This is a genomic window from Myxococcus guangdongensis (assembly GCF_024198255.1).
Taxonomy (GTDB): domain Bacteria; phylum Myxococcota; class Myxococcia; order Myxococcales; family Myxococcaceae; genus Myxococcus; species Myxococcus guangdongensis.
In genome coordinates this window covers 150,135-165,507 of record NZ_JAJVKW010000014.1, presented here as the reverse complement: position 1 = coordinate 165,507, position 15,373 = coordinate 150,135, and the positions used below count along the sequence as shown (strand labels likewise).

Genomic DNA, 15,373 nt, shown 5'->3' with positions numbered 1-15,373 from the left:
CGCGCCCCGGGGCGTCATCGCGGGGCTCCGTGCCTCACCGCGAAGTCGCCTCCGGGAGCGAGGCCCGCGTGTCGAGCACGCGGGCCGTTGAGCCTCAGCCGCGCTGGACGCGCAGGCGGGCCGGCAGGCCGTTGAGGCTGACCTCCTCCTCCTGGCCGGTGAAGCCCTCGGGGCCCACGTGGATGGCCGAGGCGAGCGTCTCCCGCGCAATCAGCGCGCGGCCCTCGTCCGTGACGCGCTTCACGCGCGCATCGCCGTCCACCCACAGCTGGATGGTGTCCGTGTAGCCCAGCTCCAAGTCCTTGCGAGCCCCCTGCACCCGCGCGAGCAGCTCACGCACGAGCCCCTCGTCGATGAGCGCCTCGGTGAGCTGCGTGTGGAGCACCACCACGCCCGCGCCCGTGCCCGCCGCCGCGAAGCCGGGGTTGGCCTCCACGAGCGTCTCCAGCTCCTCGCCGGTGAACACCAGCTTCTCGCCGCCGAGCTCCAGCGCCACCTGCCCCGTCTGGAGCAGCTCGCGGTGCAGCGCGCGGCCGTCGCCCGTGTCGAACGCCTTGCGCACCGGCGCCAGCTTGGGGCCGAGCCGCCCGCCCACCGCGCGCAGGTTCGGCCGCACGCGGAAGCGCACCACGTCCGCGTCCGGGCTGCCCGGCTCCACGAAGCGCACCTCGTGCACGTTCAGCTCGTCCGCGAGCAAATCCTTGTACGCGGCCAGCCGCTCCGTCAGCTCCTTGCGCGCGAGGATGATGTCCGCGCGCGCCAGCGGCTGACGCACCTTGAGCTTGTTGTCCGTGCGCACCTTGAGCCCCGGCGACACCAGCTCGCGCACGGCCCCCATGTCCGCGGCCAGCTCCGCGTCGATGAGGCTCACGTCCGCCTTGGGGAAGTCCGCCAGGTGCACGCTCTCCGGCTGCGTCGCCGGCCAGGGCTTGCGCACCAGGTTGCCCCACATCTCGTCGGCGAAGAACGGGATGAACGGCGCCGCCACCGCGGTGATGGTGGTCAGCGCCTCGTACAGCGTGAAGTACGCGTCCTGCTTGTCCTGCTCCAGGCCCGCCGTCCAGTACCGGTCCCGGCTGCGACGCAGGAACCAGTTGGACAGGCCGTCCACCAGCGCCACCAGCCGCTGGGCCGCGTCGTACACCTGATAGGTGTCCAGCGCCTTCTCCACGTCGCGCAGCGCCAGCTGCACCTCGGAGAGAATCCACCGGTCCAGCAGCGGCCGCTGCTTCACCTCGCGCCAGCCCTGGCTCTGCTTCACCGCCTCCCACGGCGCCGCCTTCGCGTCCGGGTTGCCCTGCGCCGGATTGAAGCCGTCGATGTTCGCGTAGATGGTGAAGAACGAGTAGACGTTGCGCAGCTTGATTTGAAAGTCCTTCTGCAGCAGCCGCACGTTCGCCAGCGAGTGGCGCGTGTTGGACCACGTGGGGCTCGCCGCGTAGAAGAACCAGCGGAACGCGTCCGCGCCGGGGGCCTTGGCGTTGGGGTCCTTCACCGTGACGCGCTCGGAGGCCGCGAGCCTGGGCACCTCCACCGGCATGACGCCCGCGCCCTTGGCGGACGGCGCCACGCCCAGCGTCTCGTGCTCCGTGGGCCCGAGCAGCACCACGCGGCGCTTGAGCTTCTTGTGCGCCTTCACCGTCACGGTGACAAAGACGTCCGGCCGGTCCGGACGGAACACCTGCACCTTGGCGCCCTCCACCAGGTCCAGGCCCTCCAGGTCCTCACGCGCGATGAGCGCCACGCCCGGCTCGCCCGGTACCCCCGCCTCCGCGGCGGTGAGCACGGCGAAGTCCATGCGCACTTCGTCGAGGATGATTTCGGGCGGCGTGTAGTTGCCCTTGGACTTGGACTCCTTGCGGCCCTCCTTGTCGGAGACGTGGCCCAGCACGATGCAGCTCTTGTACGGGTGCGGCCAGTCGCGCTGCGGCGTGAGGCCCAGGCGCGCCTGCGTCTCCTCGTCGAAGACCAGCGTGCTCACCATGAGCAGTGAGTAGAACCAGCCACGCGTCTGGTCGATGGCCTCGGAGATGAAGTCCGCCGGGAAGGCGCGGTTGAAGAGGGCGTGCGAGCCCTCCGCATGCGGGAAGCCCCACTGCGCGAAGGGCATGCAGCCCGAGTCGAACCACACATCCACCACCTCGGGCACGCGCACGAAGCGGCCCGGGGTGCCCGGCTTCTCGTACGTCACCTTGTCGATCCAGGGCTTGTGGACGATGAGGTGGCGCGCGTTGGCCTCGTGCGGCTTGCCCTTCAGGAACGCGGCGAGCTCCGACTCCACGGCGCCCAGGTTGCTGCCGGGCTTGGCGCGCAGCACCTCGAGCGAGGGCACGGCCTCCACCTCCCCCGTCTCCGAGTGGATCCACAGGGGCAGCGGCGTGCCCCAGTAGCGCTCGCGCGACAGGGCCCAGTCGACGTTGTTGGCCAGGAAGTCGCCGAAGCGGCCCTCCTTGATGTGCTCCGGCACCCAGTTGACGGCGCGGTTGTTGGCAATCGCGCGGTCCTTCACCTCGGTGGTGCGGATGTACCAGGCGGGGCGGGCGTACTGGATGAGCGGGTCGTCGTCCGCGCGCCAGCAGAACGGGTACTCGTGCTTGTACTGCTCGGTGACGAGCAAGAGGCCCCGCTCCTTGAGGTTGCGCTGGAGGTCCTTGTCCGCGTCCTTCACGAACTTGCCGGTGACCAGCGGCACGTCCTCGGAGAAGGTGCCGTCCGGCTTCACCGCGCAGAACAGCTCCAGCGCGTGCGGCTGGGCGAAGCGCTCGCGGTCCTTGCGGAAGGCGTCGTAGTCGTCCTCGCCGAAGGCCGGGGCGATGTGGACGATGCCCGTGCCGCTCGACAGCGTGACGAAGTCCGCGGCCAGCACGCGCCAGGCGCGCACGTCGTCGCCGCCGTCGCGCAGCGCCAGCCGCGTGTCCCCCTCCTTGGAGAAGTACACGTCGAAGGGCGGCAGGTAGCGCTGGCCCACCAGCGCGCGGCCCGGCTGCGTGTCGAGCACGGGCAGGTCCTTCTTGAGCTTCTTGGCCAGCTCCTCGCGCAGCGCGGCGGCGACGATGAGCTTGCGGTCGCCTGCGTCCACGGTGACGTAGTCGACGCCCGCGTTGACGGCTGCGTACATGTTGGACGGCAGCGTCCAGGGCGTGGTCGTCCAGACGAGCAGCGAGGTGTCCGGCGCGTCGCGCAGCGGGAAGGCGACGTAGACGCTCGGGTCGTCCACCGTCTTGTAGCCCAGGCCCACCTCGGCCGAGCTCAGCGCGGTGCCACCCTGCGGCCACCACCAGACCACCTTGTGGCCCTGGTACAGCAGGCCCTTCTTGTGCAGCTCCGCCAGCGCCCACCAGACGCTCTCCACGAAGGGGCGGTGGTAGGTGACATAGGCCTGGTTCAGGTCCACCCAGAAGCCGATGCGCTCGGTGAGCCGCTCCCACTCGGAGGTGTAGCGGAAGACGGACTCGATGCAGCGCTCGGTAAAGGGCTCCACGCCATAGCGCTCGATCTCCGCCTTGCCGTGGATGCGCAGCTCCTTCTCCACCTCCACCTCCACGGGCAGCCCGTGGGTGTCCCAGCCCGCCTTGCGAGGCACGTAGTGGCCGCGCATCGTCTGGTAGCGGGGGAACAAGTCCTTGATGACGCGGGTGAGGACGTGGCCGTTGTGGGGCAGGCCGTTGGCGGTGGGCGGGCCCTCGTAGAAGACGAAGCTCTTGGCCCCTTCGCGCGCCTCGAGCGAGCGCTCGAAGATGCGACGGTCCTTCCAGAAGGCGAGGATGCGGCGTTCCTCGGCCGGGAAGTCCATCTCCGCGGGCACGGCGTCGAACAGGGAGGGGGGCGCTGACTCAGGCATGGTGGGTGCTTGATAGCACCCGGAGCCACGGAGGGAAGGGGGCCCGGAGGCAGGATGCGCCCCTAGTTCCAGGGATAGGACGGCTCGTAGGAGCTCTTGCCGCCCATGTGGAAGGGGAGCTTGCCTGTCAGGACGAGTCCCACCTCACGGCCCTGTCGGACGCGGCCGGGAACGCCGTCGGGGCCGGGCCTCCCGCCCTTGTCGCTCAGGGGGACGCTGAAGCGCACGCCCAGGGAGGCGTAGATGCCGGTGACGAAGGGGGTGATTTGCAGCCCCGTGGTGGGCAGGTGCTCGTCGGTGCCGGTGAGGTGGTAGGCGCCCAGCTCCACGCCGCCGAAGAGGAGGGTGCCCTGGACGCCGCCGGCGAGGCGGGCGTGTCCCTGGGTCATCCACTGGGCCTGGGCGAAGAGCCCCAGGCTGTGGGCGTCGTTCAGCACGTTGAGGGTGCCCTCCAGGCCCAGGCCGAAGCGGGGCTGGCCTGGGAGGTCGTCGATGCTGACGAGGGGCCCGACGGTGAGCCAGGTCTCGTCCTTGGGGAAGGAGACCTGGGCCCGCGACGCGAAGGGGAGGAGGACGAGGAGGGCGCAGAGGAGGCGTGGGTTCATGGCGTGTCGCAGTTGCAACGCACGGACCCGGTGGAAGTTGCATTCAGGGGATGTCACTGGGACGTGTGCAGCGGACTGCACGGTGCGCAGCGACTGGCACGCGCTCATGAGCCGGAGCGTGGGGCGCGGACGAAGAGCCGACGCGCGGTGCGCAGCAGCAGGTCCTTGTAGCGAGGTTGGGAGTAACCGCGCTCGAGGGTGAGGTGCTCCCAGTTGCGCACGGACAGGAGCGTCCAGAGCAGGTCGGTGGCCTCGCGGGCCGTGTAGTCGGGGGAGAGGGCGCCGTCGGAGCGCAGGGCCTCGATGGCGGCGGCGCAGCCCTCGCGCATGTCCTCCATGCGCTTCGTCCAGGCCTCGGCGGCCTCTTCGTCGGTGTCGGCCATGGCCATCAGCGCCTTGGCCACGCCGCGAATCTCCGGGATGTAGTCGGCCCAGGCGCCGACGTACGCGTCCAGGCGCTCCGCGCCGCTCTTCGCGGTGCGGCTGGGGACCAGGCGCGCGCGGACGTCCTTGAGCTCGTCCAGGTAGAGCGTGGTGGCGACGAGCAGGGCGGCCCGGGTGCTGAAGTGCAGGTAGACGGCTTGTCGGCTGACCCCAGCCTTCTTCGCGATGTCGCTCATCCGGACGGCCTGCCCCTGGCGCGTCTCCAGCAGGTGCAGCGCGGCCGCGAGGATGCGGGTCCGGGTCTCCGGCGGTTCACTTGACATGATGTAAAGTCGCGAATATCTCTCGCGGAGTCAATTGACACGGTGTCAAGCGAGGACGGCGATGCGAAACCAGGTGACGAAGGTGGTGTTGCTGGTCGTGGGCGCAATCGGTGGCTTGATTGGCGCGGCGTTGTTGTTCACGCCGCAGGCCTTCCATGGGTGGAGTGGAATCGACCATGGGGGGCAGGTGAGCCTGTTGAGCGAGGTGCGCGCGCCAGGAGGGGCGTTGCTGGCGTGTGGGCTGCTCATCATGGCCGGCGGAATCTGGAGCCGGCTGACGTTCACGTCGCTGGCGGTGTCGACGACGCTGTACCTGTCCTACGGCGTATCACGGATGTTGAGTCTGGCCGTGGACGGCACGCCCGCGCCGGAGCTGGTCGCGGCGATGGTGGCGGAGTTGGTGATTGGCGCGCTCTGCGCGGTGCTGTGGTCGAAGAGCGCGCAGCCGCTGGTGCGCGCTGAGTCACTGCCGGGCGTCTGACTCAGTCGATGGGCAGGTCGTAGATCTTCTGATCGAACCACATGTCCACGTAAGGCCCATCTGTCAGGAACCGCCATCCAGGGGGGAGGCCCAGGAAGGGCAGCGCGAGGGGGCACCAGGTGTCCAGATGCTCTATGCACACGGGCACGAAGTAGTCCGTGTCCTGGCAGAGTGGGCCTTCTCCGGGCCAGATGAACCAGCCCACGCCGCCCTGTTTCACCGCGTGCCTCAACCCGTTGACAGGCATGACGCCTTCGCGGATGTCGCGCGCGACGGCCACTCGCATGCCTGCTTCAGGGGGAACGAATGCGGCCCCGGCTTTCTGGCAGGTGCGCTGCTGGAGCTCGAGCCACGTCTTTCCTTCGGCGCCATTCTGGATGCTCATGTCGGGGCCGACACGGATAGCGCGCGGTGTCGTGCTCCGGCAAGTGATGGTGTGGCCTGACGCAGACCCACGCCAGGGCTTTGCCTGGATGTCGGGCTTGTTTGGCATTCTGCCCGGTGTGGCACCAATGCTCATCCGGGAGCGTGCGTCATGAAGTGGCAATGGTTGTACGTGGTGTGGGCGCTGCTGGTGGGGTGCTCCACGACGCGAGGCGTGCGGTTGGAGACGGATGAGGGGCGGACGCTCGTCGTCACCTCGGACGTTGACGCGGCTCCTGTTGACCTGGAGGAAGACGAGTTCGTCGAGGCATTGGTTGCCGAGAGCAGACACTCTCGCCCAGCGCGGTCTCCGGAGGAGGCTGCGAGGCGGCTGTTCGAGATGGACGAGCGGGGTGGGGTGTACCGCTTCGATGTGCGAACGCGGCAGGTGACGCCCGTGGGCGCTGGCGCACACCTGGAAGGAGATGGCGCGGACGCGGAGCTGACACGCGCCTACTTGCGGTGGTGTGAGCGCACGGGCCAGTCCGGGGACTGCCTGCAACTGTTGGTGGGGCGCTCCACGGTGGAGGGGGATGGGCGTTATGCGCTGGCGTTGGCGCTCGCGCATGGCGCGGTGCTGGATGAGATGTGGGAAGCGTTCGAAGACATGGCGGACCCGGGCGCGATGGTGGCGGCTGCGATGTGGACGGGGACGATGTACCTGGTCCTTTGGAGCGTGCCCGAGCCGGTGTCGAAGGGGCTGGCGGCGGTGATGACGGCCACGTTGATTGCCTATGTGGGAGTGGACACGTTCTGGAGCCTGGTGGCGGGCTTCCAGAGGTTGATGGAGGCGGTGGACCAGGCCCACACCTTCGACGAGTTGCGCGAGGCGGGGGAGGGCTACGGGCGGGTGATGGGCCGCAACGCGGCGAGGGCCTTCGCGATGCTCGCGACGGTGGCCATCGGGAACACAGCGGCGGGCTTCGCGGGGCGAGTGCCGACGTTGCCGGGGTCCGCGCAGGCGTCCGTGCAGGCGAGCGCGAACGCGGGCATCGCCCTCTCTGTGGTGGGAGAGGTGCAGGCGGTGGCGATGGCGAGCGAGGTGGTCACTCTTTCGGTGACCACTGGCGCGGTGTCGGCGATGGCGCAGGGAGGCGGCGCTGTCGGGCCCGTGGATTCAGCCGGGCATGACCACCACATCGCCACGGACAAGTGGTGGGAGTCCGACAGGAACGGAGGTCCGTGGTCACCGCTGTTCCAGAAGCTCTTCGACAAAGCCGGGATGTCCCTGAACGACCGCGCCAACGTCGTGAGGGTGAACGGGCACAAGGGACCACATCCCCAGGCATATCATCAGCGGGTCCTCAATCGGTTGACGGAGGCGCTGGAAGACTGCGGGACCCTGCGGCAGTGTCGGGAGGCGCTGACGACGGAGCTCAGGCGACTCGCGAAACAAGTCTCCACTCCCGGCTCCGAGTTGAACAAACTGGTGACGCGTACCTGAAGCTCACGACTCAATGTCCATGACGAAACGGTTCTTCGAGCTTGCTCCCGACATGTTGCTCCCTGGGCGATGTTCACTCGGAATCCCCACGGACCTGGGGGGCCGAGAGGTCGAGGACCCCTGGGTGTTCAAGAGGGGGCGCCGCATCGAGAACCCGGGTCGACTACGGATTCCTGTGGACGTACCGGGCAGGACCTTCGATTTCACCCTCGCGGGGATCTCGACACCGGTCGTCCACGTCCGAGTGGCGACGCTGCTCACGGAGCTGGCGCCCGAGGACGTGCAGGTCATCCCCGTGGAGATTCCAGGGCAGCCCGAGCAGTACAGCATCCTCGTGGCAACGCGGCTCATCGAGTGCATCGACGACGCGGCGTCCCGGGAAGTGGAGCGTTGGACGGCCGAGGACGGACGGCCAGAGAAGGTGGGCCAGTACCGGGACGTGGACGGGCTGAGAATCGACCCGTCGAAGGTGGGTGACGCGAAGCTCTTCCGGACCTGGGGCTGGTCCGTGGCGCTCATCGTCTCCGAGGACCTCAAGCTCGCGCTTGAAGGACTCGGTGTCACCGGGATGCGCTTCACCGAGGTCTGAAGTCCACCGTATGGTGGCGCATGGGAACGAAGGAACAGGACGCTCGGGAGCGCATCCTCCGGGCGACCATCATCTGCATCGAGCGCGACGGGCTGGACGCCACTGGCATCCGCGAGATTGCCCGCGAGGCCCAGGTGAACAGCGCCGCCATCAGCTACTACTTCCGCAGCAAGGAGAAGCTGATCACCCAAGCCCTGGACTCCACCCTGGACCAGGCCTTCACCCACGTCCTCCTCGACTTCGACAAGCTCCTCGACGAGGGCCTCGCCGTCCGCGAAGCCTTCGAGACCCTGCTCGAGGACGTCGTCGGCAACGTCGGCCGCTACCCCCGCATCGCCCATGCCCACCTGCACGACGCGCTCGTCCACCAACGCTACGACGGCCCCGCCGTCCAACGCCTCAACACCTTCCTCGAAGCGCTGTCCCGAAAGCTCGCCCCCGCCACACCCCACCTGAAGGAAGCACGCCGCAGGCTCGCGCTCACCCAGGTCTGGTCCTCCATCCTCCTCGTGTCCATGCTCCCTCGCGTGTTCGACCAGGTCCTCCTGCTCGACTTCCGCACCCTGGACACCCGCCGCGCCTGGGTGAAGCAATACACACGGCTGCTCTTCCCTGCCTGAGCCTCGTCCCCGGCGCGAAGCGTCAACTCCAGTGCAACGGCTGCTTTCCCGCCGTCTTGAACGCGTGAGACTCGAAGTCCTTGTGAGTGTTCACTCCTGGGCCGTCCAGCTCCGCGTCCCCAGAGGGGTTTCCGCAAGTCAGACAGTTCCTGAAAGTAGCGATTTTCATGGCCCGCAGATGCGGGCTCGATGGGGCGCGTGCTCCCAGGGGGGAGCGTCTGTCTGTCTTTCGCGTTTCGCGGGAGGACCGCATGCGTCAATCGTCGAAGTGGGTCGCCTGTCTCGTGCTGTGTTGCAGCGCGCTGGCATGGGCACTCCAGCCCTCACAACCGAGCCCGTTGGCGAGCCAGGCGTTCTTCACGCCGGAGCTGTACCTGCCCGTCTCCAACGTGTCCCTCGACGACGCCCGCTCGAAGCTGAAGGGCGCGGCGCCCGGCGCGTGGGACGACTTCTTCGCCCGCAACGGACGCGACTTCCACGTGTACCTGGACCCGCTGACGGGCATGCCCTCCGCCGTCCAGGGCGCCATTCCCCTCATCCCCGGCAAGGGCGTGGGCAACACCGTGACGCTCGTCTCGCTCCAGCAGCAGCTGGGCCGCTCCGCCGGCGAGGTCGACGAGGCCGTCGTCGCCGACGCGCTCTTCAAGTTCCTGAGCGACAACGAGGCCGCGCTCGGCGTGGACCTGCGGCAGCTGGGCCAGCCCCGCGTGAAGCAAGTCACCGACGTGCTGTGGCACGTGCTCATCCCGCAGGAGGTGGACGGCGTCCCGGTGCGCCACGGCAAGCTCGTCGCCACGCTCAGCCACGGCAACATGGTGCTCCTGGGCACGGAGGCGTGGAGCAACGTCACCGCGTCCACGAAGCCCACGCTGAGCCCCGAGCAGGCCCTGACGCTCGGCGGTGAGCGCTTCGGCCTGTTGGAGACGCCGAGCGCGCTGTGGCAGGAGCCCACGCTGGAGCTCGCCCCCCTGGCCCGCGCCGACGCGGCCTTCGGCGAGGGCTACCGTCACCAGCTCGTCTGGACGTATGGCTTCCAGAACCCCGGTGAGGTGGAGCGCTGGAAGGTGACGGTGGACGCGCACTCCGGCGAGGTGCTCGCGCTCGAGGACGACAACCACTACCTGGACGCCACCATCAAGGGCGGCATCTATCCCCTGAGCAGCACCGGCATCTGCCCGGCCAACACCACGTGCGGCACCATGCAGCTGGACACGCCCATGCCCTGGGCGAACACGGGCCTGGCCTCGCCCAACAACTTCACGGACGGCGCAGGCGTCTTCAACTACTCCTCCGGCAACGTCACCACCACGCTGGCCGGCCGCTACGTGCGCGTGAGTGACACGTGCGGCTCGCCCAGCACCAGCTCGGCCACCGGCAACCTCAACCTGGGCGGCGCCAACAACCAGCACGACTGCACCACCGGCGGCGGTGGCGCGGGCAACACGCCGGCCTCCCGCTCCGCCTTCTACGAGCTCAACCGCATCGCCGAGCTGGGCCGCGGCTGGCTGCCCACCAACACGTGGCTGCAGAACCAGCTCACCGCGAACGTGAACATCAACAGCACGTGCAACGCCTTCTGGAACGGCTCCACCGTGAACTTCTACCGCAGCGGCGGTGGCTGCCGGAACACGGGTGAAATCGCGGCCGTGTTCGACCACGAGTGGGGTCACGGCATGGATGACTTCGACTCCGGCGGCGCGCTGAGCAACTCCAGCGAGGCGTACGCGGACATCGCGTCCATCTACCGGCTGCAGGCCTCGTGCGTGGGCTATGGCTTCTTCGCCACGACGAACCTGGGCTGCGGCATGACGCCGGACGGCACGGGCTACAACCAGAACGAGGCGCAGACGGGCGCGACGTGGTGCAACACCCGCTGCTCCGGCGTGCGCGACGCGGACTACCTGGCGCACGCGAACCAGACGCCGGCCACGCCGCAGAACTTCGTGTGCTCGCGCTGCTCCTCCGGCACCGGCCCCTGCGGCCGTCAGGTGCACTGCGCGGCGGCGCCCGTGCGTCAGGCCGCGTGGGACCTGGTCGCTCGGGACTTGCAGGCCGCGCCGTTCAACTACGACTCCAACACCGCCTTCATCATCGGCAACAAGGTCTTCTACCAGGGCAGCGGCAACGTGGGCTCGTGGCACGCCTGCAACTGCTCGGCGGGCACGTCCGACGGCTGCGGCGCGAGCCACGGCTACATGCAGTGGCTGGCCGCGGACGACGACAACGGCAACCTCAACGACGGCACGCCGCACATGACGGCCATCCACGCGGCCTTCAACCGCCATGGCATCGCCTGCTCCACGCCCGCGCCCGCCAACTCCGGCTGCGCCACGGGCCCGAAGACGGCGCCCACGGCCACCGCCACCCCGAGCGACGGCCAGGTGGCGCTCGGCTGGAACAGCGTGCCCGGCGCCAGCGAGTACTGGGTGATGAAGACGGAGGGCTACGCGGGCTGTGACTTCGGCAAGGTGCGCGTCGCCACCGTCTCCGGCACCACGTACACGGATGGCGAGGTCGCCAATGGCCGGCAGTACTGCTACTCGGTCGTCCCCGCCAGCTCCAGCGCCTGCTTCGGCCCCGCCGCCGCGTGCACCTGCGCGACGGCCGGCGGCCCGTGCACGCCCCCAGGCGTCGCCACCCTCGCCACCCCGGCGGATGGCGCGGCCAACGTGGCGCTGTCGCCCGTGCTCGACTGGGCGGATGTGGTGGGCGCGACGTCCTACGAGGTGCAGGTCGCCACGGACGCGGCCTTCAACACCGTGGTGCGCTCGGCGACGGCGCTCGCGAGCAGCACCTGGAGCGTGACGCCCACGCTGACGGCCAACACGCAGTACTTCTGGCGCGTGCGCGCGGTGAGCGGCTGCGGCACCGGCAGCTACAGCGCGGCCTTCCGCTTCACCACCGCGGACACCACCTGTCAGCCCGCGGCGGCCCCGGTGCTCGCGACGCCGTCCAACGGCGCCACGGGCGTCGCGCTGTCGCCCGTGCTCGACTGGGGTGACGTGACGGGCGCGACGTCCTACGAGGTGCAGGTGTCCACCGACGCGGGCTTCTCCAGCGTGGTGCGCTCGGCCTCGACGCTCGCCACGAGCACCTGGAGCGTGACGCCCGCGCTGACGGCCGGCACGCAGTACTTCTGGCGGGCGCGTGCGGTGGATGCGTGCGGCGCCGGCAACTACAGCGCGGGCTTCAGCTTCACCACCCAGACGGGCGGAGGCGGCACGTGCACCACGCCGCCCGTGGCCACGTATGACGCCGCGCTCGGCACGCCCGTCTGTGGCAACGGCTGTGGCTGCGACACGGGGACGCTCGTCAACAGCCGTGGCAGCCAGTTCCTCGCGGCGGAGCCGAACGAGCCCAACACGCTGGATGGTTGCCCGGACGGTCCGTTCGGCTTCTACCACATGGACGAGAGCATCGACCGCGTCGTGCTGCGCAGCGTGGACGGCGGGCCGATAACGCCGGGCAAGCAGGTCAAGGTGGACGTGACGGTGTGGTGCTACGACGCCACGGACCGACTCAACCTCTACTACGCCCCCGTGTCCGGCTTCCCGCTCTGGTCCACGCTCGTCACCGGCCTGCAGTGCACGGGCCGTGGCGCGAAGACCTTCAGCCACACCTTCACCGCGGGCAGCGGCGTGGGCCAGCACGTCCTGCGCGCCCAGTTCGTGGAGGCGTCCAGTCCGCAGCTGAGCTGCACCTTCGGCCTCTTCGATGACAACGACGACGTCGTGTTCGGAGTCTCCGCCGCCGTCGCGTCCAGCCCCACCAGGCCCCAGGCCGTGCAGGGCCGCGCGAACGTGACTCGCTGAGCTTCACCCGGTGCCGCCAGCCCGCTCGTGTCGGGGCTGGCGGCACCGACCCTCCTCAAGGCGCGCCGTGCGGCGCCGGGGTGACGGAGAAGTCGAAGTCCTCTGTGGGGAGGCGCTCCGCGAAGCGCTCCACCGGATGGAGCCGCAGCCCGTAGCCGAGGACATGCAGCGGCGCTTCCAGGCCGCTGAACCCGCTGATAGCGGCGAGATACCTGCCCGGAGCGACGTCCAGGGAGTCGTTGTTCATCAGCCGGTCCTGATGGTGCTCCAGGTACGCGCCGAAGAACTCCGGCTCCCAGTGCATGACCGCGTTGAGGTCCGCTGCTATCAGCAGGCCCGAGGTGACGTGCAGCGGTGCGCCCGCATAGGTGAAGTGCCGGGTCGCTCGCGGCCCTGAAGGGGCCTCCTCCAGGAACACCGAATAGTCATCCGCGGGTATCGGGTAGAGGGGGAAGATGACGCCCTGGCGGATGGCCTCGTTCCCGACGTCCTGATGCGCCAGGAAGTGGTCGAACACCTCATGGGTCTCGACGCCGAGGGCGCGCAGGTACTCCGCCAGGGTCCGAGGGTCGAACAGGACGATGCCGGGCGCATCGAGGCTGATGTTGGCGTGAGTCTTCATGCCGCCCCATCTTCCCACCCGCGCCACGTTCGCGCGCCCCCGTGAATTTCCAGGGAATCCCCGCGTCGGCAGGCCCACTTGCTACGCTGGCGAGGCCCTCGGCGCGTTCATGCACGCGCCACCGCGCCGACACCTGGAGAAACACCATGAAGCCGAATCGACTGGGGGCGCTCCTCGCGCTCGTGCTGACAGTGGCCGTCCTCCCCGCGTGCGGCGATGGGGACGACGTGACTCGGGGCGGCATCACCGGGGAGGTGGTTCTGGACGATGGCGCCACTCCGGAGGGCTCCGAGGTGACGCTGGTCGACACCGGCGACACGTTCACCCTGAACGAGGACGGCCGGTTCATCTTCGAGGACCTGAAGCCTGGGACGTACGGCCTCTCCGCCCTCGTATCAGGCTACGAGCCGATGCTTCAGGAGGTGAGGGTGGAGTCCGCCCAGGTCGCTTCGGCGCACTTCGCGTTGAAGCGCATCAAAAGCAAGGTGTCGGGCACCATCCAATTGGAGGGCGCCACCTCGCACGAGGGAATCACCGTGACGTTGGAGGGGACGTCGTTCACCACCACTACGGATGCCGCGGGCAACTTCGTCCTGGAGGGGGTGCCGACCGGAGCGCACTTCCTCGAGGCCTCCAAGGAGGGCTACCTCTCCGCGCTCTCGCTGGTGGCGCTGACGTCCGAGCCCGAGACGGTGTCGCTCACGCTCCAGCGCAAGCCCTTCATCGCCATCACCGGCGTCATCATCCTCCAGGACACCACGGACAGCTCGGGTGTCCGGGTGGTGCTCCAGGGCACCAGCCACATCGCCTTCACGCTGGACTCCTACGGCGGCTTCGCCCTGGTGGACGTGGCCCCGGGCGTCTACACGCTGGTGGCCTCCAAGGAGGGCTACGTCTCGAAGTCGGAGGAGGTGACCGTGGTCGAAGGCAAGACGGCCTACGTGGTGCTGACGCTGAACCTCGCGACCGTCGGAACCGGCCTCACGCACTGAGCCCGGTGTCAGTGGGGCGCGGGCAGGGCCTCGTGCTCCCGGCACAACAGCTGGCTGTCCTCGCGGGACAGCGGCTCGCGCGTCAGTCCGCAGCGGAAGCGCCCCGCGCCCTCGCGTTGGAAGTGCTTGCAGGTGGCGCAGGCGCCGAAGCTCCGCTGCGCATTCGCCGCCTGCAGGGCGCTCAAGAGCCCGGTGAGCGCCTCCTCGAGCCCCTCGCCATCGCCGGGCAGCCGCGCGAGGGCCCGCTTGAAGAGCTCCGGTGGCAGGGCCGCCCTCAGCACCGCGCGGCCAGCTTCCGTCAGCAGCAGGTGGACCACGCGCCGGTCCTCCGTGTCCGCCTCCTTGCGCAAGAGCCCCTTCTCCTCCAGCAACAGCAACGTCTGCGACACGGTGCCCTTGGTGAGCCCCAGGTACTCCGTCAGCGCCGCGGGCGTGTTGCTGTAGCGATTGCACGCCTGCAGATAGCGCAGCGCCTGCAGGTGCACCGGCTGCAACCCATGGGGCAGCCCCGCCGCCCGCTCCTCCGTGCGGAGCAGGTTCCCGAGTCGCTCGAGCAGCGCGTAGAGGCGGTCACCGGCCATGGGTCAAAAGGTATCGTGTCGATACTGAGTTGACAAGTCGAAGGGCGCGGCGCATTTAGTATCGAGTCGATACCAATCGACGACCGAACCACCCGCTGTCCCCGGGAGTACCCCATGACGACGCCCCTGATTGCCCCCGTTGGCCCCTCGAACACGCCCGCCGCCTCCGAGCCCACGCTCGCCGCCCTGAAGACGAAGTTCGGAGGGGTGCCGAAGATGTTCTCCACCTTCGCCCACTCGCCCGCGGCGCTCGAGGCCGTGGCGGGCTACTTCAACGCCATGGGCGGCGCGAAGCTGTCCGCGCGCACGCAGGAGGCCATCGCCATCGCGGTGGCGGAGCTGAACCGCTGCACCTATTGCCTCTCCGCGCACACGGCGCTGGCGAAGGGGCAGGGGGTGAAGGCGGATGAGCTGACGGGGTTCCGCGCGGGGCGCTCGGCGGATGCGCGTGAGCAGGCCATCCTGGACCTGGCGGTGGCCATCGCCCGGACGCGGGCGGCGGACGTGGGCCCGCAGCTGGCGCAGGCGCGCCGGGTGGGATTGAGCGACGCGGAGCTGGTGGAGGTGGTGGCCGCCGTCGCGCAGAACGTGCTCACCAACTACCTCAACGTCGTGGCGGGCACCGAGGTGGACTTCCCCCGCGTCGCTTGAATCCC

At 69.1% G+C, this 15,373-nt stretch carries 13 protein-coding genes; 7 read left to right on the top strand and 6 right to left on the bottom strand.

What is annotated here, in order from left to right:
• Window positions 1–94: 94 nt before the first annotated feature.
• The 3 genes from ileS to LXT21_RS34845 all read right to left on the bottom strand — a co-directional run bounded on the left by ileS (window position 95) and on the right by LXT21_RS34845 (window position 5,153).
• On the bottom strand, window positions 95–3,841 hold the full coding sequence (gene ileS / locus LXT21_RS34855) for an isoleucine--tRNA ligase (RefSeq protein ID WP_254042545.1): 3,747 nt from the start codon (window positions 3,839–3,841) through the stop codon (window positions 95–97).
• Window positions 3,842–3,903: 62 nt separating this feature from the next.
• Window positions 3,904–4,446: a hypothetical protein gene (locus LXT21_RS34850; protein WP_254042544.1), complete on the bottom strand. Its 543-nt coding sequence runs from the start codon at window positions 4,444–4,446 to the stop codon at window positions 3,904–3,906.
• A gap of 104 nt (window positions 4,447–4,550) precedes the next feature.
• Window positions 4,551–5,153: a TetR/AcrR family transcriptional regulator gene (locus tag LXT21_RS34845; RefSeq protein ID WP_254042543.1), complete on the bottom strand. Its 603-nt coding sequence runs from the start codon at window positions 5,151–5,153 to the stop codon at window positions 4,551–4,553.
• A gap of 61 nt (window positions 5,154–5,214) precedes the next feature.
• Here LXT21_RS34845 and LXT21_RS34840 point away from each other — a divergent pair, with 61 nt between their 5' ends.
• The gene (locus LXT21_RS34840; RefSeq protein ID WP_254042542.1) at window positions 5,215–5,634 is read left to right on the top strand and encodes a DUF4345 domain-containing protein; all 420 of its coding nucleotides are present in this window, start codon (window positions 5,215–5,217) and stop codon (window positions 5,632–5,634) included.
• 1 nt (window position 5,635) lies between these two features.
• Here LXT21_RS34840 and LXT21_RS34835 read toward each other — a convergent pair whose 3' ends face one another.
• On the bottom strand, window positions 5,636–6,019 hold the full coding sequence (locus LXT21_RS34835) for an immunity protein Imm33 domain-containing protein (protein ID WP_456094090.1): 384 nt from the start codon (window positions 6,017–6,019) through the stop codon (window positions 5,636–5,638).
• 150 nt (window positions 6,020–6,169) lie between these two features.
• Between LXT21_RS34835 and LXT21_RS34830 the strand changes: the two genes are divergently transcribed.
• The 4 genes from LXT21_RS34830 (at window position 6,170) to LXT21_RS34815 (ending at window position 12,522) form a co-directional block, all read left to right on the top strand.
• Window positions 6,170–7,501, top strand: coding sequence for an AHH domain-containing protein (locus LXT21_RS34830; protein WP_254042540.1), 1,332 nt, complete (start codon window positions 6,170–6,172; stop codon window positions 7,499–7,501).
• Between the two features lie 13 nt (window positions 7,502–7,514).
• Window positions 7,515–8,090 (top strand): imm11 family protein, encoded by a 576-nt coding sequence (locus tag LXT21_RS45705; RefSeq protein ID WP_407667080.1) that lies wholly within the window; start codon window positions 7,515–7,517, stop codon window positions 8,088–8,090.
• A gap of 20 nt (window positions 8,091–8,110) precedes the next feature.
• The gene (locus LXT21_RS34820; RefSeq protein ID WP_254042538.1) at window positions 8,111–8,710 is read left to right on the top strand and encodes a TetR/AcrR family transcriptional regulator; all 600 of its coding nucleotides are present in this window, start codon (window positions 8,111–8,113) and stop codon (window positions 8,708–8,710) included.
• 251 nt (window positions 8,711–8,961) lie between these two features.
• Complete coding sequence (locus LXT21_RS34815; RefSeq protein ID WP_254042537.1) at window positions 8,962–12,522, top strand: endopeptidase; 3,561 nt, start codon at window positions 8,962–8,964, stop codon at window positions 12,520–12,522.
• A 55-nt stretch (window positions 12,523–12,577) separates the two neighbouring features.
• Here LXT21_RS34815 and LXT21_RS34810 read toward each other — a convergent pair whose 3' ends face one another.
• A complete protein-coding gene (locus tag LXT21_RS34810) occupies window positions 12,578–13,144 on the bottom strand; it encodes a hypothetical protein (protein WP_254042536.1) in 567 nt (188 codons plus the stop codon).
• Between the two features lie 146 nt (window positions 13,145–13,290).
• Here LXT21_RS34810 and LXT21_RS34805 point away from each other — a divergent pair, with 146 nt between their 5' ends.
• The gene (locus LXT21_RS34805) at window positions 13,291–14,136 is read left to right on the top strand and encodes an MSCRAMM family protein (protein WP_254042535.1); all 846 of its coding nucleotides are present in this window, start codon (window positions 13,291–13,293) and stop codon (window positions 14,134–14,136) included.
• 8 nt (window positions 14,137–14,144) lie between these two features.
• Here the strand turns inward: LXT21_RS34805 and LXT21_RS34800 are convergent, their stop codons facing one another.
• A complete protein-coding gene (locus tag LXT21_RS34800; protein WP_254042534.1) occupies window positions 14,145–14,717 on the bottom strand; it encodes a MarR family winged helix-turn-helix transcriptional regulator in 573 nt (190 codons plus the stop codon).
• A 114-nt stretch (window positions 14,718–14,831) separates the two neighbouring features.
• On the opposite strand from LXT21_RS34800, the gene LXT21_RS45260 reads away from it, so the two are divergent.
• Window positions 14,832–15,368 (top strand): carboxymuconolactone decarboxylase family protein, encoded by a 537-nt coding sequence (locus LXT21_RS45260; protein WP_267145435.1) that lies wholly within the window; start codon window positions 14,832–14,834, stop codon window positions 15,366–15,368.
• Window positions 15,369–15,373 lie beyond the last annotated feature (5 nt).